The 23725-nt window shown below is 53.1% G+C and carries 29 protein-coding genes; 8 read left to right on the forward strand and 21 right to left on the reverse strand.

Annotated features, from left to right (window positions below; all coding sequences use genetic code 11):
* Window positions 1-4: 4 nt before the first annotated feature.
* The 4 genes from rplW to rpsJ are packed head-to-tail and all read right to left on the reverse strand — an operon-like array spanning window position 5 to window position 1893.
* Window positions 5-307: a 50S ribosomal protein L23 gene (gene rplW, locus LCD46_20885; protein ID UOY70451.1), complete on the reverse strand. Its 303-nt coding sequence runs from the start codon at window positions 305-307 to the stop codon at window positions 5-7.
* Window positions 304-909 (reverse strand): 50S ribosomal protein L4, encoded by a 606-nt coding sequence (gene rplD, locus LCD46_20890; protein ID UOY70452.1) that lies wholly within the window; start codon window positions 907-909, stop codon window positions 304-306. Before rplD ends, rplW begins: the two co-directional genes overlap by 4 nt.
* A 10-nt stretch (window positions 910-919) precedes the next feature.
* Entirely contained in the window at window positions 920-1549 is a 630-nt protein-coding gene (gene rplC, locus LCD46_20895; protein ID UOY70453.1) for a 50S ribosomal protein L3, read from the reverse strand.
* Window positions 1550-1581: 32 nt separating this feature from the next.
* A complete protein-coding gene (rpsJ, locus tag LCD46_20900) occupies window positions 1582-1893 on the reverse strand; it encodes a 30S ribosomal protein S10 (protein UOY70454.1) in 312 nt (103 codons plus the stop codon).
* A 380-nt stretch (window positions 1894-2273) separates the two neighbouring features.
* On the opposite strand from rpsJ, the gene LCD46_20905 reads away from it, so the two are divergent.
* Window positions 2274-2747, forward strand: coding sequence for an A24 family peptidase (locus LCD46_20905; GenBank protein UOY70455.1), 474 nt, complete (start codon window positions 2274-2276; stop codon window positions 2745-2747).
* Here LCD46_20905 and bfr read toward each other — a convergent pair.
* From bfr to fkpA, 11 genes are all read right to left on the reverse strand, one after another.
* Window positions 2731-3207, reverse strand: coding sequence for a bacterioferritin (bfr, locus tag LCD46_20910; protein ID UOY70456.1), 477 nt, complete (start codon window positions 3205-3207; stop codon window positions 2731-2733). The two genes, LCD46_20905 and bfr, sit on opposite strands and share 17 nt — an antisense overlap.
* 72 nt (window positions 3208-3279) lie before the next feature.
* Window positions 3280-3474: a bacterioferritin-associated ferredoxin gene (gene bfd / locus LCD46_20915; GenBank protein UOY70457.1), complete on the reverse strand. Its 195-nt coding sequence runs from the start codon at window positions 3472-3474 to the stop codon at window positions 3280-3282.
* Window positions 3475-3652: 178 nt separating this feature from the next.
* The gene (tuf, locus tag LCD46_20920; GenBank protein ID UOY70458.1) at window positions 3653-4837 is read right to left on the reverse strand and encodes an elongation factor Tu; all 1185 of its coding nucleotides are present in this window, start codon (window positions 4835-4837) and stop codon (window positions 3653-3655) included.
* Between the two features lie 69 nt (window positions 4838-4906).
* On the reverse strand, window positions 4907-7021 hold the full coding sequence (gene fusA, locus LCD46_20925; GenBank protein UOY70459.1) for an elongation factor G: 2115 nt from the start codon (window positions 7019-7021) through the stop codon (window positions 4907-4909).
* Window positions 7022-7116: 95 nt separating this feature from the next.
* Window positions 7117-7587 carry a 30S ribosomal protein S7 gene (gene rpsG / locus LCD46_20930; protein ID UOY70460.1) on the reverse strand — a complete coding sequence of 157 codons (471 nt, stop codon included), beginning with the start codon at window positions 7585-7587 and terminating at the stop codon, window positions 7117-7119.
* Window positions 7588-7683: 96 nt separating this feature from the next.
* Window positions 7684-8058: a 30S ribosomal protein S12 gene (gene rpsL, locus LCD46_20935; protein ID UOY70461.1), complete on the reverse strand. Its 375-nt coding sequence runs from the start codon at window positions 8056-8058 to the stop codon at window positions 7684-7686.
* 124 nt (window positions 8059-8182) lie between these two features.
* On the reverse strand, window positions 8183-8470 hold the full coding sequence (gene tusB, locus LCD46_20940; GenBank protein ID UOY70462.1) for a sulfurtransferase complex subunit TusB: 288 nt from the start codon (window positions 8468-8470) through the stop codon (window positions 8183-8185).
* Window positions 8471-8477: 7 nt separating this feature from the next.
* Entirely contained in the window at window positions 8478-8837 is a 360-nt protein-coding gene (gene tusC / locus LCD46_20945; GenBank protein ID UOY70463.1) for a sulfurtransferase complex subunit TusC, read from the reverse strand.
* Complete coding sequence (gene tusD, locus LCD46_20950) at window positions 8837-9223, reverse strand: sulfurtransferase complex subunit TusD (GenBank protein ID UOY70464.1); 387 nt, start codon at window positions 9221-9223, stop codon at window positions 8837-8839. Before tusD ends, tusC begins: the two co-directional genes overlap by 1 nt.
* Entirely contained in the window at window positions 9223-9945 is a 723-nt protein-coding gene (locus tag LCD46_20955; GenBank protein ID UOY70465.1) for a transcriptional regulator, read from the reverse strand. The genes tusD and LCD46_20955 overlap by 1 nt, the downstream gene beginning before the upstream one ends.
* Window positions 9946-10112: 167 nt before the next feature.
* The gene (gene fkpA / locus LCD46_20960; protein ID UOY70466.1) at window positions 10113-10931 is read right to left on the reverse strand and encodes an FKBP-type peptidyl-prolyl cis-trans isomerase; all 819 of its coding nucleotides are present in this window, start codon (window positions 10929-10931) and stop codon (window positions 10113-10115) included.
* 238 nt (window positions 10932-11169) lie between these two features.
* Here fkpA and LCD46_20965 point away from each other — a divergent pair, with 238 nt between their 5' ends.
* Window positions 11170-11388 (forward strand): SlyX family protein, encoded by a 219-nt coding sequence (locus LCD46_20965; GenBank protein UOY73018.1) that lies wholly within the window; start codon window positions 11170-11172, stop codon window positions 11386-11388.
* Window positions 11389-11439: 51 nt separating this feature from the next.
* Here LCD46_20965 and slyD read toward each other — a convergent pair whose 3' ends face one another.
* The 4 genes from slyD to kefG form a co-directional block, all read right to left on the reverse strand.
* Window positions 11440-12018 carry a peptidylprolyl isomerase gene (gene slyD / locus LCD46_20970; protein UOY70467.1) on the reverse strand — a complete coding sequence of 193 codons (579 nt, stop codon included), beginning with the start codon at window positions 12016-12018 and terminating at the stop codon, window positions 11440-11442.
* A gap of 94 nt (window positions 12019-12112) precedes the next feature.
* Complete coding sequence (locus tag LCD46_20975) at window positions 12113-12313, reverse strand: YheV family putative metal-binding protein (GenBank protein ID UOY70468.1); 201 nt, start codon at window positions 12311-12313, stop codon at window positions 12113-12115.
* 13 nt (window positions 12314-12326) lie between these two features.
* The gene (kefB, locus tag LCD46_20980; GenBank protein ID UOY70469.1) at window positions 12327-14132 is read right to left on the reverse strand and encodes a glutathione-regulated potassium-efflux system protein KefB; all 1806 of its coding nucleotides are present in this window, start codon (window positions 14130-14132) and stop codon (window positions 12327-12329) included.
* Window positions 14132-14686 carry a glutathione-regulated potassium-efflux system ancillary protein KefG gene (gene kefG / locus LCD46_20985; protein UOY70470.1) on the reverse strand — a complete coding sequence of 185 codons (555 nt, stop codon included), beginning with the start codon at window positions 14684-14686 and terminating at the stop codon, window positions 14132-14134. Before kefG ends, kefB begins: the two co-directional genes overlap by 1 nt.
* A 135-nt stretch (window positions 14687-14821) precedes the next feature.
* Here kefG and LCD46_20990 point away from each other — a divergent pair, with 135 nt between their 5' ends.
* Genes LCD46_20990 through LCD46_21005 form a run of 4 tightly spaced genes read left to right on the forward strand, consistent with a single transcriptional unit; the run spans window position 14822 to window position 18886 of the window.
* Window positions 14822-16726, forward strand: coding sequence for an ABC transporter ATP-binding protein (locus LCD46_20990; protein UOY70471.1), 1905 nt, complete (start codon window positions 14822-14824; stop codon window positions 16724-16726).
* Window positions 16727-16748: 22 nt separating this feature from the next.
* Window positions 16749-17771: a hydrolase gene (locus tag LCD46_20995; protein ID UOY70472.1), complete on the forward strand. Its 1023-nt coding sequence runs from the start codon at window positions 16749-16751 to the stop codon at window positions 17769-17771.
* Window positions 17768-17986 carry a YheU family protein gene (locus LCD46_21000; GenBank protein ID UOY70473.1) on the forward strand — a complete coding sequence of 73 codons (219 nt, stop codon included), beginning with the start codon at window positions 17768-17770 and terminating at the stop codon, window positions 17984-17986. The genes LCD46_20995 and LCD46_21000 overlap by 4 nt, the downstream gene beginning before the upstream one ends.
* Before the next feature lie 30 nt (window positions 17987-18016).
* On the forward strand, window positions 18017-18886 hold the full coding sequence (locus tag LCD46_21005) for a phosphoribulokinase (protein UOY70474.1): 870 nt from the start codon (window positions 18017-18019) through the stop codon (window positions 18884-18886).
* 66 nt (window positions 18887-18952) lie between these two features.
* On the opposite strand, the gene LCD46_21010 is transcribed toward LCD46_21005, so the two are convergent.
* Complete coding sequence (locus LCD46_21010; protein UOY73019.1) at window positions 18953-19357, reverse strand: OsmC family protein; 405 nt, start codon at window positions 19355-19357, stop codon at window positions 18953-18955.
* A 311-nt stretch (window positions 19358-19668) separates the two neighbouring features.
* Between LCD46_21010 and crp the strand changes: the two genes are divergently transcribed.
* Together crp and LCD46_21020 are read left to right on the forward strand one after the other, a co-directional pair.
* Window positions 19669-20301, forward strand: a complete 633-nt coding sequence (gene crp, locus LCD46_21015; protein UOY70475.1) for a cAMP-activated global transcriptional regulator CRP — start codon at window positions 19669-19671, stop codon at window positions 20299-20301.
* A gap of 57 nt (window positions 20302-20358) precedes the next feature.
* A complete protein-coding gene (locus LCD46_21020; GenBank protein ID UOY73020.1) occupies window positions 20359-22446 on the forward strand; it encodes an FUSC family protein in 2088 nt (695 codons plus the stop codon).
* On the opposite strand, the gene LCD46_21025 is transcribed toward LCD46_21020, so the two are convergent.
* A complete protein-coding gene (locus LCD46_21025; GenBank protein UOY70476.1) occupies window positions 22443-23663 on the reverse strand; it encodes an aspartate aminotransferase family protein in 1221 nt (406 codons plus the stop codon). The genes LCD46_21020 and LCD46_21025 overlap by 4 nt on opposite strands.
* Window positions 23664-23725: the final 62 nt, after the last annotated feature.

The following is a 23725-nucleotide window of genomic DNA, read 5'->3' on the forward strand; positions in this document are numbered from 1 at the left end:
CGACTTACTCAGCGCCGCCAACGAAGTCCAGATTCTGGCCTTCTTTCAGGGTGACGTAAGCTTTTTTCCAGTCGCTACGACGACCGATACGCTGTCCGTGACGTTTAACTTTCCCTTTAACTACCAGGGTGTTAACGACTTCGACTTCGACTTCAAACAGTTTCTGCACAGCAGCTTTGATCTCTGCTTTGGTCGCGTCTTTAGCAACTTTGAGAACGATGGTGTTTGTTTTTTCCATCGCAGTAGACGCTTTTTCAGAAACGTGCGGTGCGCGAAGCACCTTCAGCAGACGTTCTTCACGAATCATGCCAGCATCTCCTCAACTTGCTTAACAGCATCAGCAGTCATTACGACTTTGTCGAAGGCGATCAGGCTAACCGGGTCGATACCAGTCGCATCGCGTACGTCAACCTTGTGCAGGTTACGTGCGGCCAGGAACAGGTTCTCGTCCAGCTCACCGGTGATGATCAGCACATCTTCCAGAGCCATGTCTTTCAGTTTCTGTGCCAGCAGCTTAGTTTTAGGCGCTTCTACAGAGAACTTCTCGACAACGATCAGACGATCCTGACGTACCAGTTCGGACAGGATGCTTTTCAGCGCGCCGCGGTACATCTTTTTGTTAACTTTTTGACTGTGGTCCTGTGGACGCGCAGCGAAGGTCACGCCACCTGAACGCCAGATCGGGCTCTTGATAGAACCTGAACGCGCACGGCCGGTACCTTTCTGGCGCCATGGCTTTTTGCCGGAACCAGTTACTTCAGCACGAGTCTTCTGAGCACGAGTACCCTGACGAGCACCAGCTGCATAAGCAACAACAACCTGGTGAACCAGCGCTTCGTTGAAATCACGACCGAAGGTAGTTTCGGAAACAGTCAGCGCGCTCTGCGCGTCTTTCAATACTAATTCCATTGCTATCCCCTTACGCCTTCACAGCTGGTTTAACGATCAGGTCGCTACCGGTTGCACCCGGAACTGCACCTTTAACCAGCAGCAGGTTGCGCTCAGCGTCAACACGTACTACGTCCAGGCTCTGAACGGTTACACGTTCGTTACCCAGCTGACCTGCCATTTTCTTGCCTTTGAACACTTTGCCCGGAGTCTGGTTCTGACCGATAGAACCCGGAACGCGGTGAGACAAGGAGTTACCGTGGGTAGCGTCCTGGGTACGGAAGTTCCAGCGCTTAACGGTACCAGCAAAACCTTTACCTTTAGAGGTACCGGTTACGTCAACTTTTTTAACGTCAGCAAACAGCTCAACGCTAATGTCCTGACCTACGGTGAACTCTTCGCCTTCAGCAAGACGGAATTCCCACAGACCACGGCCAGCTTCTACGCCAGCTTTAGCGAAGTGACCCGCTTCTGGTTTGGTTACACGGTTAGCTTTTTTAGCACCAGTGGTAACCTGAATAGCGCGGTAGCCATCGTTAGCCAGATCTTTAACCTGAGTAACGCGGTTTGCTTCAACTTCGATTACGGTTACTGGGATAGAAACGCCATCTTCAGTGAAGATGCGGGTCATACCCACTTTTTTACCGACTAAACCAATCATTGTTTCAACCTCTCAATCGCTCGATGACCTGATTAACCCAGGCTGATCTGCACGTCTACACCGGCAGCCAGATCCAGACGCATCAGAGCATCAACGGTTTTCTCAGTTGGCTCAACGATGTCAACCAGACGCTTGTGAGTGCGGATTTCGTACTGATCACGCGCGTCTTTGTTAACGTGCGGGGAGATCAGAACGGTGAAGCGCTCTTTGCGGGTCGGCAGCGGGATCGGACCACGGACTTGCGCACCAGTGCGCTTAGCAGTCTCGACGATTTCCGCGGTTGATTGATCGATCAGACGATGATCAAACGCTTTAAGGCGGATACGGATTCTTTGGTTCTGCATGAGACCAGAGCTCCAATTATTTTATAAACGAAAATGATTACTCCTCAAACCCATTACGATTGATGGGAGAGTGTAACCGTTCTTACGTAGCTCCCCAATTGGGAGCATTGTTGAGTAACAAAATGAGCTACTCTGGTTCTGATTGAACCCGCCGTCAATTACGACAAGCCCGCGCATTATACGTAAATCTGGGCAAGACGCAAGTGTCGTTTAGAAATTAAGCGCCAAAGACGCAGCTTGCGTAAGGGCGCGCAACTTTTTATGCAATGTATTCCTTGTCGAATCTTTGTCTGGACCCGCTACGCAATTGCTGCTTTTGTGTATTGCCGGTTAAGCAGGTTACAACGAGTATGCGCTCAAACCCCTTTGAGGCCTTTTCGATGTTAACCACCCTCACCTTTTTGCTGATCTATTCTTCGCTGACTGCCTTTCTTGTTCATGCTGATATTCGCTACGGACTGCTTCCCGATAAATTTCTCTGTCCGCTGCTATGGGTAGGCCTGCTCTTTCAGCTTTGTATCCATCCTGATTTTTTGGCGAGTGCGGTGATGGGGGCAATGGCAGGATATTTTGGCTTTGCCGTTATTTACTGGGGCTATCGATTTATCTGCCGGCGTGAAGGGATGGGATATGGCGATGTTAAATACCTGTCTGCGCTTGGCGCCTGGCATGGTTGGTGCGTGCTGCCAACCCTGGCATTACTCGCTGCGCTTATGGCATTACTTAGCATTCTTGTTTTTTCATTACTCACCTCTGATAAAGAGGCAATAAAAAACCCGCTGCCTTTTGGGCCATTTCTGGCAGCTGCGGGTTTATGCGTTGGCTGGAAGACGCTGGTTACTCTTCCACTTTAATCTGCGACTGAAGGTAGTTTTGCAGGCCAATCTTAGCGATGAGATCCAGCTCAGTTTCCAGCCAGTCAATATGACCCTCTTCGTCGGCCAGGATCTGGATCATCATGTCGCGGCTGACGTAATCATGGACACTATCCGCATAGGCAATAGCTTCACGGAGATCTTTGGCGCCTTCAAGTTCGAGCCTGAGGTCAGAACGCAGCATCTCTTCGACATCTTCTCCGATGCCCAGCTTTCCGAGATCCTGCAGGTTTGGAATGCCTTCAAGGAATAAAATACGCTCGATATATTTATCAGCGTGTTTCATCTCATCAATAGATTCATGGTACTCAACGTCGTTTAGACGTTTAAGTCCCCAGTTTTTAAACATTCTCGCGTGAAGAAAGTACTGGTTGATTGCGACAAGCTCATTTCCCAATAATTTATTGAGATAACTTATGATTTTAACATCACCTTTCATTATATAGTCCCTCCGCTTCCACTCATTGAAGCGTAGATCGGGCTACAGGGATGTCAAAAAAAAGATGGGCGCTTACGCGATCTCTTTGTATTCCGGGATCTGCATCAATTCGTCCTGCATGATCTCTCGCGCAGCACGTACACATTTACCACATTGATTTCCCACCGGAACAAATTTGCGTAGCTGCTGAAATGACTGAGGCTGAAACTGGCGAACGGCCTGACGTATTTTCTTGTCGCTTACACCATTACATAAACAAACGTACATAGAGACTCCCGTTCAAATTATGCGCAAAGTGTAAGTGAGAATGGTTATGATTACAATAGCACAAACGCCACAATACGGGGCGGGAGCAGGCAAAAAATGCGAAATTTTGTGACAGTGCTTGAGTGGCAGAAAACAAAAAAGGACGCCGAAGCGTCCTTTTTTATTCGGGGATAATTAATTAGCCCAGAACTTTAGCAACCACGCCCGCGCCAACGGTACGGCCGCCTTCACGGATTGCGAAACGCAGACCGTCGTCCATCGCGATTGGGTGGATCAGAGTCACAACCATCTTGATGTTGTCGCCTGGCATTACCATCTCTACGCCTTCTGGCAGTTCGATGGTACCGGTCACGTCAGTAGTACGGAAGTAGAACTGTGGACGGTAGCCTTTGAAGAACGGAGTATGACGGCCGCCTTCGTCTTTGGACAGAATGTACACTTCAGATTCGAACTTGGTGTGTGGCTTGATTGAGCCTGGCTTCGCCAGAACCTGACCACGTTCGATTTCTTCACGTTTGATACCACGCAGCAGAACACCAACGTTCTCACCAGCACGGCCTTCGTCCAGCAGTTTGCGGAACATTTCAACGCCAGTACAGGTAGACTTCGCAGTCTCTTTGATACCAACGATTTCAACTTCTTCACCAACTTTGATGATACCGCGCTCTACACGACCGGTAACAACGGTACCACGACCGGAGATGGAGAATACGTCTTCGATTGGCAGCAGGAATGGCTTGTCAATCGCACGCTCTGGTTCTGGGATGTAAGAATCCAGGAAGCCAGCCAGTTCGATGATTTTCGCTTCCCACTCTGCGTCGCCTTCCAGCGCTTTCAGAGCAGAACCACGAACGATTGGGGTATCGTCGCCTGGGAAATCGTACTGAGACAGCAGTTCACGAACTTCCATCTCTACCAGTTCCAGCAGCTCTTCGTCATCAACCATGTCGCACTTGTTCAGGAACACGATGATGTAAGGAACGCCTACCTGACGACCCAGCAGGATGTGCTCACGAGTCTGAGGCATTGGGCCGTCAGTCGCAGCAACAACCAGGATCGCGCCGTCCATCTGCGCAGCACCGGTGATCATGTTTTTAACATAGTCGGCGTGGCCCGGGCAGTCTACGTGTGCGTAGTGGCGAGTCGGGGTGTCGTACTCAACGTGGGAGGTGTTGATGGTGATACCACGAGCTTTTTCTTCTGGTGCGTTATCGATCTGGTCGAATGCACGAGCAGAACCACCGTAGGTTTTAGCCAGAACGGTAGTGATTGCAGCGGTCAGGGTAGTTTTACCATGGTCAACGTGGCCGATAGTACCAACGTTGACGTGCGGTTTTGTACGTTCAAATTTTTCTTTAGACACGGCTATATTCCTTACTATAGTGCTCTCCCCTTTGGAGAGAGCACGGGACTTAGGTTTTAATCCTGTGGATTACTTACCACGGGCTTCAATAACGGCCTGAGCAACGTTGTTAGGCGCATCATCATACTTCAGGAATTCCATGGTGTATGATGCACGACCTTTGGTCAGAGAACGCAGCTGAGTTGCATATCCGAACATTTCAGACAGTGGAACTTCAGCGTGGATCTTAACGCCAGTTACTTCGGATTCCTGACCACGCAGCATACCGCGACGACGGCTCAAGTCACCGATAACGTCACCGGTGTTCTCTTCAGGAGTTTCTACTTCAACCTTCATGATTGGCTCAAGCAGAACTGGTTTTGCTTTCTTAAAGCCTTCTTTAAAGGCAATAGACGCAGCCAGTTTAAACGCCAGTTCAGAGGAGTCAACGTCGTGGTAAGAACCGAAGTGCAGACGGATACCCATGTCAACAACCGGATAGCCAGCCAGAGGGCCCGCTTTCAGCTGTTCCTGGATGCCTTTATCAACGGCTGGGATGTATTCACCAGGAATTACACCACCTTTGATGTCGTTGATGAACTCGTAACCTTTAGGGTTAGAGCCCGGCTCCAGTGGGTACATGTCGATCACAACGTGACCGTACTGACCGCGACCACCAGACTGCTTAGCGTGTTTACCTTCAACATCGGTAACTTTCGCGCGAATCGCTTCGCGGTAAGCAACCTGAGGTTTACCCACGTTCGCTTCAACGTTGAATTCACGCTTCATACGGTCAACGATGATGTCCAGGTGCAGTTCACCCATACCAGCGATGATGGTCTGGTTAGATTCTTCATCAGTCCATACGCGGAATGATGGATCTTCTTTCGCCAGACGGCCCAGAGCCAGACCCATTTTTTCCTGGTCAGCTTTGGTTTTTGGTTCAACTGCGATGGAGATTACCGGCTCAGGGAATTCCATACGCTCCAGAATGATTGGGTGATCTGGGTCACACAGGGTGTCACCAGTGGTCACGTCTTTCAGACCGATAGCTGCAGCGATGTCGCCCGCACGAACTTCTTTGATTTCTTCACGTTTGTTAGCGTGCATCTGTACGATACGGCCAAAACGTTCACGCGCCGCTTTCACGGAGTTCAGGATGGTGTCACCGGAGTTAACCACACCAGAGTAAACGCGGAAGAAGGTCAGGTTACCCACGAATGGGTCGGTAGCAATTTTGAACGCCAGTGCAGAGAATGGCTCTTCGTCGCTTGCGTGACGCTCAGCCGGAGTATCTTTACCGTCGTCCAGGATGCCGTTGATCGCAGGAACGTCAACCGGGGATGGCAGGTAGTCAACTACCGCATCCAGCATCGCCTGAACACCTTTGTTCTTGAACGCAGAACCACAGGTTACCAGGATGATTTCGTTGTTCAGAACGCGCTGACGCAGAGCTTTTTTGATCTCTTCTTCAGTCAGTTCTTCACCACCCAGGTATTTCTCCATCAGCTCTTCAGAAGCTTCAGCAGCGGATTCGATCAGGTTCTGGTGCCATTCGTCAGCCAGGTCCTGCATTGCAGCTGGGATATCTTCGTATTCGAAGGTAACGCCCTGGTCTGCATCGTTCCAGTTGATGGCTTTCATTTTCACCAGGTCGATAACGCCGGTGAAGCCTTCTTCAGCACCAATTGCCAGCTGCAGCGGAACAGGGTTCGCGCCCAGACGGGTTTTGATCTGGCCAACAACTTTCAGGAAGTTAGCACCCATACGGTCCATTTTGTTAACGAACGCGATGCGTGGAACTTTATATTTGTTCGCCTGACGCCATACGGTTTCAGACTGTGGCTGAACACCACCAACTGCGCAATAAACCATTACCGCGCCGTCAAGAACACGCATGGAACGTTCTACTTCGATGGTGAAGTCAACGTGCCCTGGGGTGTCGATGATGTTTACGCGATGCGGTTCGTACTGCTTAGCCATACCTGACCAGAATGCAGTAGTCGCTGCGGAGGTGATAGTAATACCACGCTCCTGCTCCTGTTCCATCCAGTCCATGGTGGCTGCGCCGTCATGAACTTCACCGATTTTATGGTTTACACCGGTGTAGAACAGAATACGTTCGGTAGTAGTGGTTTTACCGGCGTCGATGTGCGCACTGATACCGATGTTACGGTAGCGTGCGATGGGTGTTGTACGAGCCATTTGATTCCTCGTTATATCTTTAGGCGTTCAGTTAAGTTACCCAGAGCGGGCGGCTTCTCTGAAGCGCCCGCCTGGTGACTAATACTCCGAAGGGATTACCAACGGTAGTGTGCGAACGCCTTGTTGGCTTCTGCCATACGGTGAACGTCTTCACGTTTCTTAACTGCAGTACCTTTGTTGTCTGCAGCATCAGAAAGTTCGTTCGCCAGACGCAGAGCCATGGATTTATCACCGCGTTTACGAGCAGCTTCAACGATCCAACGCATTGCCAGAGCATTACGACGAACCGGACGAACTTCAACTGGAACCTGATAAGTAGAACCACCAACGCGGCGGGACTTAACTTCTACAGTCGGGCGAACGTTGTCGAGAGCGACTTCGAAAGCTTCCAGTTCATTTTTACCAGAACGCTGAGCCAGGGTCTCAAGCGCGCTGTATACGATTGCTTCTGCAGTAGATTTTTTACCATCTACCATCAGGATATTTACAAATTTTGCCAGCAGTTCTGATCCGAATTTCGGATCTGGAAGAATTTTACGCTGACCAATGACGCGACGACGTGGCATGGGAATACTCCGTTGTTAATTCAGGATTGTCCAAAACTCAAAGAGTTTAGTGTGACATTAAGATAAATCAGTTTGGCCTTACTTAACGGAGAACCATTAAGCCTTAGGACGCTTCACGCCGTACTTGGAGCGAGCCTGCTTACGGTCTTTAACACCTGAGCAGTCCAGCGCACCACGAACGGTGTGGTAACGAACACCCGGAAGGTCTTTAACACGACCGCCACGGATCAGGATCACGGAGTGCTCCTGCAGGTTGTGACCTTCACCACCGATGTAGGAAGTCACTTCGAAACCGTTAGTCAAACGCACACGGCATACTTTACGCAGTGCGGAGTTTGGTTTTTTAGGAGTGGTGGTATATACACGAGTACATACGCCACGTTTCTGCGGGCAGGCTTCCAGCGCAGGCACGTTGCTTTTCGCAACTTTGCGTGCACGTGGTTTGCGTACCAGCTGGTTAACTGTTGCCATTAAATAGCTCCTGGTTTTAGCTTTTGCTTCGTAAACACGTAATAAATCGACCTCATACAATATGAGGACGCGAAATTTTAGGGCTACGTCGAAAAGGTGTCAAGAAATATACAGCGATCTCAAATCACCAGTTCATTTGACTGGCATGCTTCACAGTAAGATTGACGAAATCAGTATAGCCAACCACGTCAATTTTGGCTGAAATTTGACCAGAAAGACCCCGCGCATCCAGATCGTCCTTCAGCGCAGAGACAGTTATGGGGGCATTCGTGAGCATTTCAACGAAACGACTGCCTTCCAGTGCGGCAAGTACGCCATCCTGAATCAGCAGCAGGTCATCACCTTCGCGCAGCATACTCAGTAACGCGTCGATATCACATTGCCACGGTGAATGGCTCAGAGTATGGAGCATGGCAGCCTCAGAAAGTCAGAACGGTATCGTAGTGGGAAAGGTGTTCGCGCAGTGCTATGGAGGACAGACACGTCACATCCAGCACGAAAGGCGTGGCCTCGTTTAAACCCCGTGCGGCCAGAGAGTCGGTGCAGACATAGAACGTTTCGATATCGTACAGCGGTAACACTTTGAACGTCGCGATGTAATCGCGCGCGAGAACGGCTTGCGGCTGTTGACCCGCCAGAAGCTGGAACACACCGTCCCCCAAAAAGAAGACGCCGATATCTTCAGTCAATGCTGAGGTCGCGAGCAGCGCATCCAGCCCTTCTCTGCCGGACGCACTACCGTGCGGCGCTGAGGAAAAAACAAACGCGATACGCTTCATCAGAATTGCACCACTCTGTCGCAGGTTAACGCTGCCTGTGCCAGTGCACCCAGACCACTCAACGAAAAACCGGGCTGCAGGTTAGAACCCGATAAACCAAGACGCGCGGCTTCGGTTGCATCGGTCACGCCGCGGCGCAGTGCCGCCGCCACGCAGATATGCAGTTCAACGCCCTGCTTTTCGTTTAATGCCTGCCAGGCACGCACCAGGTCAAACTCATCACTCGCCGGTGACGTAAACTGGTTCGCGTTATACACCCCTTCCCGATAAAAGAAGACGCTCACCAGTTCATGTCCGGCCTTCAGCAGCGCATGCGCAAACTGCAGCGCGCTGCTGGCCTGCTGAGTACCGTACGCCGGGCCTGTCACCATTAACGCAAAACGCATTACTTGTCTTGCCCCAGGAAATCACCGCTCTTGAACTGGCGAATATAGAGGTAAACCGTGTGCTTGGAGATATTCAGACGATCGGCAACCTGGTTGATGGCGTCTTTAATATCAAAAATCCCTTTCTCATAGAGATTCAGCACGATCTGGCGATTCTTGGCGTTGTTCGATACGTTGCGGTCGGCGTTCACCTCTTCAATGGTGAACTCAAGCGTCTGAGTCACAAGATCTTCAACAGAAGAGGCAAAGTTAACGGAAGAGCCAACATCTGGCGTTTCTGGTGGAATAAAGGTGCTCATGATTTGCGAGAATGGCACATCAAGGTTCATGTTGATGCACAGCAGTCCAATCACACGATGCTCGCGGTTTCGAATCGCGATAGTTTCTGATTTCATTAGCACGCCGCTTTTGGCGCGGGTGAAATAGCATTTGGAGACGCTGCTGTCCGCGCCGGTCATGTCATGCAACATACGCAATGCAAGGTCGGTGATTGGCGAACCAATTTTACGGCCAGTATGCTCACCATTGGCAATGCGGATGGCGGAACACTTCAGATCTTGCAAGGAGTGCAATACGATTTCGCAGTGGGAGCCAATGAGCATCGCTAACCCGTCCACCACCGCTTCATACGATTTCAGAATATCGAAGTCGGTCTGGTCAAAAGGACGTTGATCCAGCAAATCAAGTTCACTGGTTTCGTTGGTTAAAAGCGACCTGGACATGAAAAAAACACTCCTTTTCAGGAGCCTGTCGTTAGGTTTTCAGGGCAGGCTCATTATCTACACGGACAACTAAATTAATACAGCGGGTATAACGCTTTCCAGTGTTAATTATATCTGCCCCATAATAAAAAAACCGCCGCCTTAAAGGCGGCGGTTTTTTTTCAGCGTTACTTCTTAGCAGCAGCGGCTTTATCGTCAGCCGGTGCGTCTGCTTTAGCGTCCGCTTTCGGTGCCGGTTTGATATCCAGCAGCTCTACGTCAAAGACCAGCGTAGAATTGGCAGGGATACCCGGAACGCCGGTTTTGCCGTACGCCAGATCTGGTGGGATAACCAGCTTGATCTTGCCGCCTTTTTTGATGTTTTTCAGGCCTTCAGTCCAGCCAGGGATCACACCATCCAGACGGAAGGAGAGCGGCTCACCGCGGGTGTAAGAGTTATCGAACTCTTTACCGTCGATCAGCGTACCTTTGTAGTTCACGACAACAGTGTCGCTGTCTTTAGGCGCATCGCCGGTGCCTTCTTTCTCAACTTTGTACACCAGGCCAGTAGAGGAGGTTTTCACACCTTTCTCTTTAGCAAAGGTATCGCGATAGGCTTTGCCTTTGGCTTCGTTTTCTTTAGCGTCCGCATCCATCTTAGTCTGAGCGGCACCTTTCACACGCGCTTCGAACGCCTGCAGAGTCTGTTCGATCTCCTGGTCAGACAGCTTGCTCTTATCAGCAAATGCGTCCTGAACGCCCGCGATCAGCTGAGCTTTATCCAGTTTGATGCCCAGTTTCTCTTGTTCTTTCAGAGAGTTTTCCATGTAACGACCCAGAGATGCGCCGAGTGCGTAGGCGGATTTCTGGTCGTCATTTTTGAACGCCGCTTTGCTGTCTGCAGTGGCAGCAGGCTTCGCAGCAGTATCAGCAGCGAATGACAGCGGCGCGTTCAGCGCAACAGCCATCGTCGTCGCCAGCAGCGTTACTTTAAACAGTGATTTCATCCATATCTCCAGGGCCTGGGGACTCTCACCCCAGCGTTAAACGTAAATGAGTTACGTACTATAAAACGTTGCGGAAGAAATCTACAGACAGACACTTCCAATTCTCGCCACTTTTCAGACTATTTTTGTTTAAATAAGTTTCCTGCCAAAGGGATGCAGACTGTACTTCAGGATAAACTCAGTTAAACTGCGCCGCCGCTGGGCCATTATGGTGAATCTGAAATAAACGAGGTGAATGATGAAGGATACTGCATTAGAAGCGAGAATGGCTGAGCTGGAAAGCCGCCTGGCTTTTCAGGACATCACCATCGAAGAGCTAAACCAGACCGTGACTGCACATGAGCTCGAAATGGCAAAACTGCGGGATCATATGCGCCTGCTGACGGAAAAGCTGAAGGCTACGCAGCCGTCGAACATTGCCTCTCAGTCAGAAGAGACGCCACCACCTCATTATTGAGGCGTAAAAAAAGCGGGAATCTCCCGCTTTTTTATTTTCCGCCTGGCGGAATTAGTGGCAACCGCAGCCACCGTTGCCGCAACCACCTTTACCGTGGTCGTGATCGTGGCCGTGACCACCGCAGCAGCCGTCGTGGCCGTGATCGTGGTCATGGTCGTGACCATGCGCACCGTGAACGTGGCCATGAGCCAGTTCTTCTTCGGTTGCTTCACGGATCGCAACAACTTCTACGTTGAACTTCAGGTTCTGACCAGCCAGCATGTGGTTACCGTCAACCACAACGTGGTCGTCTTCCACTTCGGTGATTTCAACAGGAACCGGACCCTGGTCAGTTTCAGCCAGGAAGCGCATGCCAACCTGCAGTTCGTCAACGCCCATGAACACGTCTTTAGGAACGCGCTGAACCAGGTTGTCATCATACTGACCGTAAGCGTCGTTCGCGCCTACAGCAACATCAAATTTGTCGCCAACTTCATGACCTTCCAGCGCGTTTTCCAGGCCGGAAATCAGGGAACCGTGACCATGCAGGTAGTCAAGCGGCGCACTCACCGGAGACTCATCAACCAACACACCGTCTTCTGTACGTACCTGATAGGCCAGGCTGACCACCAGGTCTTTTGCTACTTTCATGATATCTCCTGAGCGTGGGAAAATTGCTGGCGCAGATTGTAGCGGAAATCTGCACCCGTGTACCCTTTAGCTTAAAAAAACTCAGGACATATCGCTAGTCCGGATGAAAAATCCCGATCACTTGCTCTTCTTTGCGAACGTGATCGCGGGCCTCTTTATCAGCCTCACGCATCTGGTGACCGCACTTAACACACTCAACAACATCAATATTATTTTCCCGCCACATCGCCAGAGTATCTTGCGCCTGGCAGGTCGGGCATTTTGCACCCGCAATAAAGCGTTTACGTACAGCCATCTTTCGTTACCCTTTATTCAAATTCATCCCAGCCATCAAGCTGGCGTCGTTCCAGTTGCATCTCTCGCTGGAAAATCTCCTCCAGCTCGCGACGCGCTTCCCGCACGCGTGAGATCTGCGCGGTATCCGTATGTACCGGCATCAGCTCACGCAGCATTCGCATATCCAGCCGGCGGAAGTGCATTTGCGCACGCTGCGCCTGATGTGGATGCATACCGAGCGAGATCAACGCCTTGCGTCCCAGCTCCAGCGCACTGGAGAACGTCTCACGGGAGAAGTGTTTCACACCCGCCTGCAACAATTCGTGGGCTTCAACACGTCCCCGCGCACGCGCCAGAATATGCAGATGCGGGAAATGCTGCTGACACAACTCCACCAGCTTCATCGTGTCTTCCGGATCGTTACAGGTAATCACGATAGACTCTGCTGCCTCCGCTCCCGCCGAGCGCAGTAGCTCGAGCTGGGTCGCATCGCCGTAATACACCTTGTAGCCATATTTACGCATCAGATTAACCGCGCTGATATCACGCTCCAGCACCGTAATGCGCATTTTGTTCGCCATCAGCAAACGTCCGATAACCTGTCCGAAACGGCCAAAGCCCACCACAATCACCTGCGGCTTATCGTCTTCCACCCACGGCGCTTCGTCTTCATCATCAGCGGGATTCAGGCGGCGTGACAGAAGTTTATCCACCAGCTTCATCAACAGCGGCGTGGTCATCATGGACAGCGTCACCGTCACCAGCAGCAGAGCCATCTGATCGTCTTTAAACAGCTTCTGGGAAGATGCAGTGGAAAACAGCACAAACGCGAACTCGCCTCCCTGGCTTAATACGCTGGCAAACTGCATACGTTCCGAACTGCGTAGCCCGTAAATGCGCGACATGACATACAGCACCAGTGTTTTCACCGCCACCAGAATGGCAACGCTCACGACAACCCACAGCAGATGGGTATAAAGAACGCCAAGGTTAAGCGCCATACCCACCGAAATAAAGAAAAGCCCTAACAGCAGCCCTTTGAAGGGATCGATGGCAATTTCCAGTTCGTGACGATATTCGCTCTCAGCAAGCAGCACCCCGGCAATGAAGGTCCCGAGCGCCATCGACAGCCCCAGCGCATCCATAAACAGCGCCGATCCCAGCACCAGCAGCAGCGTCGCAGCGGTGAACACCTCCCGTACGCCCGACGCGGCAATAAAGCGGAACACAGGGCGTAACAGGAAACGTCCGCCAATCAGCATACCGGCGAAGGCCAGCACCTTCATGGCGATTTTTGCCCAGTCAAAGTGATCGTCGCCGGAGCCTGCCAATAGCGGCACCAGAGCCAGCGCGGGGATCACCGCCAGATCCTGAAACAGCAGCACCGAAAAACCCAGTTGCCCTGCTTCGTTGCGGTTCATCCCTTTGTCGCGCATTAACTGAAGCGCCATTGCCGTCGACGACATCGCAAGACCTATCCCACCGATCACCGCCGCCTGCCAGGAGAAGTTGGTCAGCATTAACAGGCCCCCCAGAATCGCGGCGCTGAACAGCACCTGTGCAGCACCCACACCGAAGATAGAGCGTCTGAGTTGCCACAATTTAGAGGGGTTCAGCTCAAGGCCGATGATGAACATCAGGAACACCACACCCAGCTCGGAGAAATGGAGAATCTCATCTACATCGCTGATGAATCCAAGTCCCCAGGGGCCAATCGCGATCCCTGCCAGCAGATAGCCCAGCACTGCACCTATTCCAATACGTGCAGCAAGCGGAACCGCGACGACGGCCGCAAATAAAAACAGCACTCCGGCAAGGAGCAGATTCGATCCTTCCATTAACGTCCTCCTGCCGGAATCGGTGACGCCAGCCATTCACCATACGCTCTGGCGTGGCTTGCCAGTTCTTTCGGATCCTGACGACGTGCCCAGTAGATAATAATCGGGCTCATCCAGTGCATACGACACATCGCTGCCGTCAGTTCGAATGGACGCAGGATGTCACTCATCGGATAGCGGTTCAGCCCGTCATAACGGTATGCGCTTTCCGGTTCACCGGTAGTAATAACGCTACGCCAGTACTTTCCCGCCAGTTGGTTGCCCCCTACCCCACTGGAGAATCCCCTGCTCAGCACGCGGTCCAGCCACTCTTTTAGCAGCGCCGGGCAGCTGTAGGTATAAAGCGGATGCTGGAACACAATGACGTCGTGCTGACGCAGCAGTTCCTGCTCGTAAGGGATATCAATAAAGAAATCAGGATAGTGCGCGTAAAGATCGTGCACCGTCACGTTACTGAGCTGTGTGGCCGGCTTAAGCAGCACCCGGTTTGCCACCGAGTCCTGAGATTCCGGATGGGCATACAGCAGCAGCACTTTTGCTGTCTGAGACATCATTCCCCTCCCGGTCTTGTTTCTGTTTTTGTGTATTGTCGTTGTTTTGGGCTACCATGGCGGCCCGGTGCGGAAAATAGCCCACACCTTACATTATCATAATGACAAATTAACATAGTCGGAACATACGGCGCTTCTATGATTGTTTTCTCCTCGTTACAAATTCGTCGCGGCGTGCGCGTCCTGCTGGATAACGCCACTGCAACCATCAACCCTGGCCAAAAAGTGGGTCTGGTCGGCAAAAACGGCTGTGGTAAATCCACTCTGCTGGCGCTGCTGAAAAACGAGATTAGCGCGGATGGCGGTAACTTTACCTTCCCGGGGAACTGGCAGCTCGCCTGGGTGAACCAGGAGACGCCCGCCCTGAGCGAACCGGCTCTCGACTATGTTATCGACGGTGACCGTGAATACCGTAAGCTGGAAGCGGAACTTAACGCCGCCAACGAGCGCAACGACGGTCACGCCATCGCCACCGTTCACGGCAAGCTGGACGCCATCGACGCATGGACCATTCGCTCCCGCGCCTCCAGCCTGCTGCACGGCCTGGGCTTCAGCAATGAACAGCTGGAACGCCCGGTCAGCGACTTCTCGGGCGGCTGGCGTATGCGCCTCAACCTGGCGCAGGCACTGATCTGCCGCTCCGATCTGTTGTTGCTCGATGAACCGACGAACCACCTGGATCTCGATGCGGTTATTTGGCTGGAGAAGTGGCTCAAGAGCTATCAGGGCACTCTGATTCTGATCTCCCACGACCGCGACTTTCTCGACCCGGTGGTGGATAAAATCATTCATATCGAACAGCAAACGATGTTCGAGTACACCGGCAACTACAGCTCCTTCGAGCGCCAGCGCGCGACGCGTCTTGCCCAGCAGCAGTCCATGTATGAAAGCCAGCAGCAGCGCGTGGCGCATCTGCAAAGCTTTGTGGATCGCTTCAAGGCCAAAGCGTCAAAAGCGAAACAGGCCCAGAGCCGCATCAAAATGCTGGAACGCATGGAGATGATTGCCCCGGCGCACGTGGATAACCCGTTCCACTTCAGCTTCCGCGCGCCGGAAAGCCTGCCAAACCCACTGCTGAAGATGGAAAAAGTCAGCGCGGGCTACGGCGAACGCACTATTCTCGACTCCATCAAGCTCAACCTGGTGCCGGGTTCGCGCATTGGCCTGCTGGGACGCAACGGTGCAGGTAAATCAACGTTGATCAAACTGCTGGCGGGCGAGCTTAACCCGGTCAGCGGTGAAATCGGTCTCGCGAAGGGCATCAAGCTGGGTTACTTCGCCCAGCATCAGCTGGAATTTTTACGCGCGGATGAATCCCCGATTCAGCACCTCGCGCGTCTGGCGCCGCAGGAGATGGAGCAGAAGCTACGTGACTACCTCGGCGGTTTTGGCTTCCAGGGTGATAAGGTCACCGAAAACACCGAGCGCTTCTCCGGTGGCGAAAAGGCCCGTCTGGTGCTGGCACTGATCGTCTGGCAACGTCCGAACCTGCTGCTTCTTGATGAACCGACTAACCACCTGGATCTCGATATGCGTCAGGCGCTAACTGAAGCGCTGATTGAGTTTGAAGGCGCGCTGGTTGTCGTCTCGCACGATCGCCACCTGATCCGCTCCACCACGGACGATCTCTACTTAGTGCATGACGGCAAAGTTGAACCATTCGACGGTGACCTGGAAGACTACCAGCAGTGGCTGACCGACGTGCAGAAGCTGGAAAACCAGCCGGAAGAGTCCGCGAAAGAGAACGCCAACAGCGCGCAGGCGCGTAAAGACCAAAAGCGCCGCGACGCGGAACTTCGCACCCAGACACAGCCGCTACGCAAAGAGATCGCCCGTCTCGAAAAAGAGATGGAAAAACTTAATGCGACACTCGCTACCGTTGAAGAGAAGCTGGGCGATAGCGGTCTGTATGACCAGAGCCGCAAAGCTGAGCTGACTGACTGTCTGCAAACTCAGGCCAAAACGAAATCCAGCCTCGAAGAGTGCGAGATGGCGTGGCTGGACGCTCAGGAACAGCTGGAAGCGATTATAGTAAATAACTGACAAGAATTAGCATCGCATCGTTATGACCCAAATCATTCCATCAGACTTCGACATAGCTACTGAAGAGAGCGCTGAGTTCGTGCCCATGCGCGGCGTGTCCAATCGCCACCTACAGACCATGCTGCCACGGCTTATCCGTCGCAAGGTTCAGTTCACCCCGCACTGGCAACGGCTGGATTTACCGGACGGAGACTTTCTGGATCTCGCCTGGAGCGAGGAACCGGAACAGGCTCACCATAAGCCGCGTCTGGTGGTCTTTCACGGTCTGGAAGGCAGCCTGCACAGTCCGTATGCGCACGGGTTAATTGAGGCGGCAAAAGCGCGTGGATGGCTCGGTGTGGTGATGCATTTTCGCGGCTGTAGCGGCGAGCCAAATCGCCAGAAACGCATTTATCACTCGGGTGAAACCGAGGACGGTACGTGGTTTTTACACTGGCTGCGGGAAAACTATGGCACCGTGCCAACGGCAGCCGTGGGCTACTCGCTGGGCGGGAATATGCTGGCTTGTCTGCTGGCCAAAGAGGGCGAAAGCGTCCCGCTGGATGCCGCCGTCATTGTCTCTGCACCATTTATGCTGGAGCAGTGTAGCTACCATATGGATAAAGGTTTTTCCCGCGTCTATCAGCGCTACCTGCTTAACCTGCTGAAAGCAAACGCGGCGCGCAAACTGAAAGCCTACCCGGAGACGCTTCCGATAAGTCTGCGTCAGTTAAAAAAAGTGCGTCGCATTCGCGAGTTCGACGATCTGATCACTGCAAAAATCCACGGCTTTGCCGACGCGATTGACTACTATCGTCAGTGCAGCGCCATGCCGCTGCTCAGCAAGATTACGCAGCCGACGCTGATCATTCATGCCAAAGATGACCCGTTTATGGATCATCATTCGATTCCCGCTCAGGAATTCCTGCCCGACAACGTTCACTATCAGTTGACGGAGCATGGCGGCCACGTCGGGTTTATCGGTGGCACACTGCGTCGCCCGAAAATGTGGCTTGAGACGCGTATTCCTGACTGGTTAACCCCGTATCTGGACGGTGCAAAATGATCATTCCCTGGCAGGATCTGGCTCCCGAAACGCTCGATAATCTGATTGAAAGCTTTGTATTACGCGAAGGCACAGATTATGGTGAACAAGAACGCTCGCTCGAGCAAAAGGTCAACGATGTAAAGCGCCAGCTCAAAAGCGGCGACGTGGTGCTGGTATGGTCAGAACTGCATGAGACGGTCAATATCATGCCCCGCAACGCGTTTCACGGCTGATCTTTCAACCTTTCCAGTCAGGGAGTTGCTATGTCTGCCAGACATCCGGTTATTGCCGTTACGGGGTCGAGTGGTGCGGGAACCACCACCACCAGCCTCGCATTTCGCAAGATTTTCGCCCAGCTGAATCTCCGTGCGGCGGAGGTCGAAGGCGACAGCTTTCACCGCTATACGCGCCCGGAGATGGACATGGCCATCCGTAAAGCGCGCGATCTGGGTAAACACATCAGCTACTTTGGCCCGGAAGCCAATGACTTCGGCCTGCTGGAGCAAACCTTCGTCGAATATGGCAAGAGCGGCACAGGGCAATCCCGCAAGTATCTGCATACTTACGATGAAGCCGTGCCATGGAACCAGGTGCCGGGCACCTTTACCCCCTGGCAACCCCTGCCGGAACCCACCGACGTGCTGTTTTATGAAGGGCTGCATGGCGGCGTGGTAACTCCCCATCACGACGTGGCGCGCCATGTGGATCTGCTGGTTGGCGTGGTACCGATCGTTAACCTGGAGTGGATCCAGAAGCTGACGCGTGACATGAGCGAGCGCGGCCATTCACGAGAAGCGGTCATGGACTCCGTGGTGCGCTCCATGGAGGATTACATCAACTTCCTGACGCCGCAGTTCTCCCGTACCCATATTAACTTCCAGCGAGTACCGACAGTCGACACCTCCAACCCATTCGCGGCCAAAAGCATCCCGTCGCTGGATGAGAGTTTCGTGGTGATCCATTTCCGCAACCTCGAAGGCATTGATTACCCCTGGCTGCTGGCCATGCTGCAGGGCTCGTTTATTTCGCACATGAATACATTAGTGGTGCCGGGCGGAAAAATGGGGCTGGCGATGGAGCTCATCATGACGCCGCTGGTACAGCGGTTGATGGAAGGGAAGCAGATCGCGTGATCATATTCCCTCTCCCGGTGGGAGAGGGTTAGGGTGAGGGCATCAACACGCACGATGCCCCATCAATCACGCCTCGATCACTTCATACGAATGTGTGATTTTTACCGCTTTCTCCAGCATTAACGCCACAGAGCAGTATTTCTCCGCAGACAGGTCCACCGCGCGTGAAACGGCCGCGTCTTTCAGTTCTTTACCGGTGACCACAAAGTGCAGGTTAATATGGGTGAACAGGCGTGGTGCCTCTTCACGGCGTTCCGACGTGAGTTTAACTTCGCAATCCGTTACATCATGACGGCCTTTTTGCAGAATCGACACCACATCAATCGCGCTGCATCCACCGGCTGCCATCAATACCATCTCCATCGGGCTTGGTGCTTTATCGCCGGAGTTACCATCCATCAAAACCTGGTGCCCTGAAGCGGACTCGCCCAGGAACGTTAAACCTTCAACCCATTTCACGCGCGCTTGCATATTCATTAACTCCAACGTTGCATTTTTGGTGACAGATTACGCGTGCGTTACATTTCTCGCAATGGAAGGCGACCTGCATCATGCTGAAGCGAGACACCAGGAGACACGCGGCGAAAGCTATGCTAAAACACTCAGGATGCTACAGTAATACATTGACGTTACACATGTATGCAGAGGACATCAAACTTTACTGGCTGCGAAACGTTACGATAGCCGACTTCCCAGGGTATGGGTAAGAATTCGATTGCAACCCCAGAGTCCGGATGCATCTGATGACTCTGGTGACAGCTTATAACAGAGGATAACAGCGCATGGTGCTTGGCAAACCGCAAACAGACCCGACTCTCGAATGGTTCTTGTCTCATTGCCACATTCATAAGTACCCATCGAAGAGCACGCTGATTCACCAGGGTGAAAAAGCGGAAACGTTGTATTACATCGTAAAAGGCTCGGTGGCAGTGCTGATCAAAGATGAAGAAGGGAAAGAGATGATCCTTTCTTATCTGAACCAGGGCGATTTCATCGGTGAACTGGGCCTGTTTGAAGAAGGCCAGGAACGTAGTGCCTGGGTTCGTGCAAAGACAGCATGTGAAGTGGCTGAAATTTCTTACAAGAAATTCCGTCAGTTGATTCAGGTTAACCCTGATATCCTGATGCGTCTTTCTTCCCAGATGGCTCGCCGTCTGCAGGTTACATCTGAGAAAGTGGGTAACCTCGCCTTCCTGGACGTTACCGGTCGTATCGCGCAGACTCTGCTTAACCTGGCAAAACAACCTGATGCGATGACCCACCCTGACGGCATGCAGATTAAAATTACCCGTCAGGAGATCGGCCAGATCGTCGGCTGCTCCCGTGAAACAGTGGGCCGTATTCTGAAAATGCTGGAAGATCAGAACCTGATCTCCGCCCACGGTAAAACCATCGTGGTCTACGGAACGCGTTAATTCCACTCAAACGGCGTGCCATCGCAAGGTGTCACGCCGTTTTTGTCTCTCTTCCCCATGTGGCGTAGGCTGATTTATCACCCGGAAGTTAACTATGCACTGCGACAAACGCTGGTGTTGTGTCTTCCTGTAGCCATCGGCCTGATCCTCGGACATCTTCAGCAAGGTCTGCTGTTTTCTCTCGTGCCCGCCTGCTGCAACATTGCTGGCCTGGACACACCGCATAAGCGCTTTTTTAAACGTCTGATTATTGGCGGCTCGCTGTTTGCTGGCTGTAGCCTCGCCGTGCAGCTCTTACTCGCCCGCGATATTCCGCTGCCGTTAATCCTGACCGTGCTGGCGATGACGCTCGGCGTCACCGCCGAAATCAGTTCCCTTCATGCGCGCCTGCTTCCCGCCTCACTGATAGCGGCCATCTTCACGCTGAGCCTCGCGGGTAACATGCCGGTGTGGGAGCCGCTACTGATCTACGCCCTGGGTACGCTGTGGTATGGGCTGTTTAACTGGTTCTGGTTCTGGCTGTGGCGGGAACAGCCCCTGCGTGAATCATTGAGCCTGCTCTATGTGCAACTTGCGGATTACTGCGAGGCCAAATACACCCTGCTCACCCAGCATACCGATCCGGAAAAATCGTTACCGCCGCTGCTGACGCGCCAGCAAAAGGTGGTGGATCTGATAAGCCAGTGTTATCAGCAACTACACATGCTCGCCGCCAACAAGAATCACGAATACAAACGGCTGCTGCGTACCTTCCAGGTGGGGCTGGATCTGCAAGAACATATCTCCGTGAGCCTGCATCATCCTCAGGAGGTGCAAAAGCTGGTCGAGCGCAGCCATGCCGAAGCGGTGATCCGCTGGAATGCGCAAACCGTCTCTGCGCGTCTGCGGGTGCTGGCTGATGACATTTTATATCACCGCTATCCCACGCGTTTTAACATGGACAAACAACTCGGCGCGCTGGAGAAAATCGCCCGCCAGCATGAGGACAACCCGGTGGGCCAGTTTGCCGCCTGGCATTTCAGCCGTATCGCCCGCGTGTTGCGCACCCAACGCCCGCTTTATCCCCGCGATCTCATGGCGGATAAACAAAAACGTCTGCCGTTATTGCCGGCGCTCAGAAGCTATCTGTCTCTTAAATCGTCCGCTCTGCGCAACGCCGCACGGATTAGCGTCATGCTCAGTACCGCCAGCCTGATGGGCATGGCGCTGCATCTACCTAAACCCTACTGGATCTTAATGACCGTGCTGTTTGTCACCCAGAACGGCTATGGCGCCACGCGCGTGCGTATTCTGCACCGGGCGGGGGGAACGATGGCCGGGCTGATTATTGCGGGCGTCACGCTGCACTTTCACGTGCCGGAAGGTTATACCCTGGCGGGAATGCTGATAATTACGCTGGTGAGCTACCTGATTATCCGCAAAAACTATGGCTGGGCGATGGTGGGCTTTACGGTAACGGCGGTATACACCCTGCAACTGCTCACGCTCAATGGCGAACAATTTATTGTCGCCAGACTGATCGATACCCTGATTGGCTGTCTGATTGCCTTTGGCGGCATGGTCTGGCTGTGGCCGCAATGGCAAAGCGGACTGTTGCGCCAGAACGCCCACGACGCGCTGGAGGCCGACCAGCAGGCCATTCGTCTGATCCTGAGCGACGATCCGCAACCCTCCCCGCTGGCGTATCAGCGGATGAAGGTCAACCAGGCGCACAACGCCCTGTTTAACTCGCTCAACCAGGCAATGCAGGAACCAGGCTTTAACTCGCACTATCTGGCGGATATGAAGCTCTGGGTGACGCACAGCCAGTTTATCGTCGAGCACATTAACGCCATGACCACGCTGGCGCGCGAGCACACGATGCTGACGCCGGATCTGGCGCAGCGCTATTTGCAGTCGTGTGAAATTGCCTTACAGCGGTGTCAGCAGCGTCTGGAGTATGACGCGCCGGGCGAGTCGGGCGACTCGAATATTCTGGAAGCGCCGGAGACGTTAACCCACGGGCCAATGAGCACGCTGGAGCAGCATTTACAGCGCATTCTGGGGCATCTGAACACCATGCACACCATTTCGTCGGTGGCATGGCGTCAGCGTCCGCATCACGGGATTTGGTTAACGCGGATATTAAAGCGGACGGAGTATTAACCTTTTACGATTTTCTCGACTGCCGCGGCAAAACGGGTTAATCCATCTTCAATGTCTTTGTCTTCTACCACCAGCGACGGCGCAAAACGCATCACATCCGGTCCCGCGTTCAGCACCATCACCCCTTCGCGGGCGGCGGCATGCAGGAAATCGCGCGCGCGACCTTTGTACTGCGGTTTCAGCTCGGCACCGATCAGCAGCCCCATCCCGCGGATCTCGCTGAACACGTCAAACCGATCGTCAATCTGCTGCAGGTGTTTCACAAACAGCTCGCGCTTGGCGATGACGCCGTTCAGAACCTCAGGTGTATTGATAATATCAAATGCCGCGCCCGCCACGGCACTCGCCAGCGGGTTCCCGCCATAGGTGGAACCGTGAGAACCAACGTGGAACGCGGAGGCAATCTCCTGAGTCGTCAGTACCGCACTCACCGGGAAACCACCGCCGAGCGCTTTGGCGCTGGTGAGAATATCCGGCGTCACGCCGTAGTGCATATAGGCAAACAGATCGCCGGTACGTCCCATCCCGCACTGCACTTCATCAAACACCAGCAGCGCCTGATGCTCATCGCACAGCGCACGCAGACCTTTCAGGAATTCTGGCGTCGCCGCCGTCACGCCGCCTTCACCCTGGATCGGCTCGACAACAACCGCGCAGGTGTGGTCGTCCATCACCGCTTTCACCGCATGCAGATCGTTAAACGGCACATGGACGATGTCGGCCGGTTTCGGGCCAAATCCGTCGGAATACTTCGGCTGGCCGCCGACGGAGACGGTAAAGAAGGAGCGTCCGTGGAAGGCATTGTGGAAGGCAATGATTTTGGTTTTGTACGGGCTGTGGCGCGTGGTTGCGTAGTAGCGCGCCAGCTTGAAGGCGGTTTCGTTTGCTTCGGTGCCCGAGTTCATGAACAGCACGCGCTCGGCAAACGTCGCATCAATAATCTTGCGGCCGAGGCGTAACGCCGGCTCGTTGGTAAAAACGTTGCTGGTGTGCCAGAGCGTTTCGCCCTGGGTTTTCAGCGCCTCAACCAGGGCAGGATGGCAATGGCCCAGCGCCGTCACTGCAATACCGCCCGCGAAATCAACATACTCTTTGCCCTGCTGATCCCAGACGCGGCTGCCTTTTCCTTTTACCGGGATAAACTCAGCCGGTGCATAAATCGGCAGAATCACTTCATCAAATGTTGCGCGGGTAATTGCAGGTTGTTCAGTTGCCATGTCATGCCCATCCATTTTATGTCACATTGATTGTGAAAATATAATCACAAAATATGCATAAA

The organism is Enterobacter ludwigii (assembly GCA_023023105.1).
GTDB classification, from domain to species: domain Bacteria; phylum Pseudomonadota; class Gammaproteobacteria; order Enterobacterales; family Enterobacteriaceae; genus Enterobacter; species Enterobacter adelaidei.

Excerpts from the sequence above, each read along its gene's own strand:
- rpsJ (UOY70454.1), bottom strand. The coding sequence starts at position 1,893 with ATGCAGAACCAAAGAATCCGTATCCGCCTTAAAGCGTTTGATCATCGT.
- LCD46_21000 (UOY70473.1), top strand. The coding sequence starts at position 17,768 with ATGATCATTCCCTGGCAGGATCTGGCTCCCGAAACGCTCGATAATCTG.
- tusB (UOY70462.1), bottom strand. The coding sequence starts at position 8,470 with ATGCTCCATACTCTGAGCCATTCACCGTGGCAATGTGATATCGACGCG.
- tusD (UOY70464.1), bottom strand. The coding sequence starts at position 9,223 with ATGCGTTTTGCGTTAATGGTGACAGGCCCGGCGTACGGTACTCAGCAG.
- LCD46_21010 (UOY73019.1), bottom strand. The coding sequence starts at position 19,357 with ATGCAAGCGCGCGTGAAATGGGTTGAAGGTTTAACGTTCCTGGGCGAG.
- rpsG (UOY70460.1), bottom strand. The coding sequence starts at position 7,587 with ATGCCACGTCGTCGCGTCATTGGTCAGCGTAAAATTCTTCCAGATCCG.
- kefB (UOY70469.1), bottom strand. The coding sequence starts at position 14,132 with ATGGAAGGATCGAATCTGCTCCTTGCCGGAGTGCTGTTTTTATTTGCG.
- LCD46_20905 (UOY70455.1), top strand. The coding sequence starts at position 2,274 with ATGTTAACCACCCTCACCTTTTTGCTGATCTATTCTTCGCTGACTGCC.
- LCD46_21005 (UOY70474.1), top strand. The coding sequence starts at position 18,017 with ATGTCTGCCAGACATCCGGTTATTGCCGTTACGGGGTCGAGTGGTGCG.
- bfr (UOY70456.1), bottom strand. The coding sequence starts at position 3,207 with ATGAAAGGTGATGTTAAAATCATAAGTTATCTCAATAAATTATTGGGA.
- bfd (UOY70457.1), bottom strand. The coding sequence starts at position 3,474 with ATGTACGTTTGTTTATGTAATGGTGTAAGCGACAAGAAAATACGTCAG.
- LCD46_21020 (UOY73020.1), top strand. The coding sequence starts at position 20,359 with ATGTGGCGTAGGCTGATTTATCACCCGGAAGTTAACTATGCACTGCGA.
- LCD46_20990 (UOY70471.1), top strand. The coding sequence starts at position 14,822 with ATGATTGTTTTCTCCTCGTTACAAATTCGTCGCGGCGTGCGCGTCCTG.
- rplW (UOY70451.1), bottom strand. The coding sequence starts at position 307 with ATGATTCGTGAAGAACGTCTGCTGAAGGTGCTTCGCGCACCGCACGTT.
- fkpA (UOY70466.1), bottom strand. The coding sequence starts at position 10,931 with ATGAAATCACTGTTTAAAGTAACGCTGCTGGCGACGACGATGGCTGTT.
- slyD (UOY70467.1), bottom strand. The coding sequence starts at position 12,018 with ATGAAAGTAGCAAAAGACCTGGTGGTCAGCCTGGCCTATCAGGTACGT.
- LCD46_20995 (UOY70472.1), top strand. The coding sequence starts at position 16,749 with ATGACCCAAATCATTCCATCAGACTTCGACATAGCTACTGAAGAGAGC.
- rplD (UOY70452.1), bottom strand. The coding sequence starts at position 909 with ATGGAATTAGTATTGAAAGACGCGCAGAGCGCGCTGACTGTTTCCGAA.
- tusC (UOY70463.1), bottom strand. The coding sequence starts at position 8,837 with ATGAAGCGTATCGCGTTTGTTTTTTCCTCAGCGCCGCACGGTAGTGCG.
- kefG (UOY70470.1), bottom strand. The coding sequence starts at position 14,686 with ATGATGTCTCAGACAGCAAAAGTGCTGCTGCTGTATGCCCATCCGGAA.
- LCD46_20955 (UOY70465.1), bottom strand. The coding sequence starts at position 9,945 with ATGTCCAGGTCGCTTTTAACCAACGAAACCAGTGAACTTGATTTGCTG.
- LCD46_20965 (UOY73018.1), top strand. The coding sequence starts at position 11,170 with ATGAAGGATACTGCATTAGAAGCGAGAATGGCTGAGCTGGAAAGCCGC.
- rplC (UOY70453.1), bottom strand. The coding sequence starts at position 1,549 with ATGATTGGTTTAGTCGGTAAAAAAGTGGGTATGACCCGCATCTTCACT.
- LCD46_20975 (UOY70468.1), bottom strand. The coding sequence starts at position 12,313 with ATGGCTGTACGTAAACGCTTTATTGCGGGTGCAAAATGCCCGACCTGC.
- rpsL (UOY70461.1), bottom strand. The coding sequence starts at position 8,058 with ATGGCAACAGTTAACCAGCTGGTACGCAAACCACGTGCACGCAAAGTT.
- crp (UOY70475.1), top strand. The coding sequence starts at position 19,669 with ATGGTGCTTGGCAAACCGCAAACAGACCCGACTCTCGAATGGTTCTTG.
- LCD46_21025 (UOY70476.1), bottom strand. The coding sequence starts at position 23,663 with ATGGCAACTGAACAACCTGCAATTACCCGCGCAACATTTGATGAAGTG.
- fusA (UOY70459.1), bottom strand. The coding sequence starts at position 7,021 with ATGGCTCGTACAACACCCATCGCACGCTACCGTAACATCGGTATCAGT.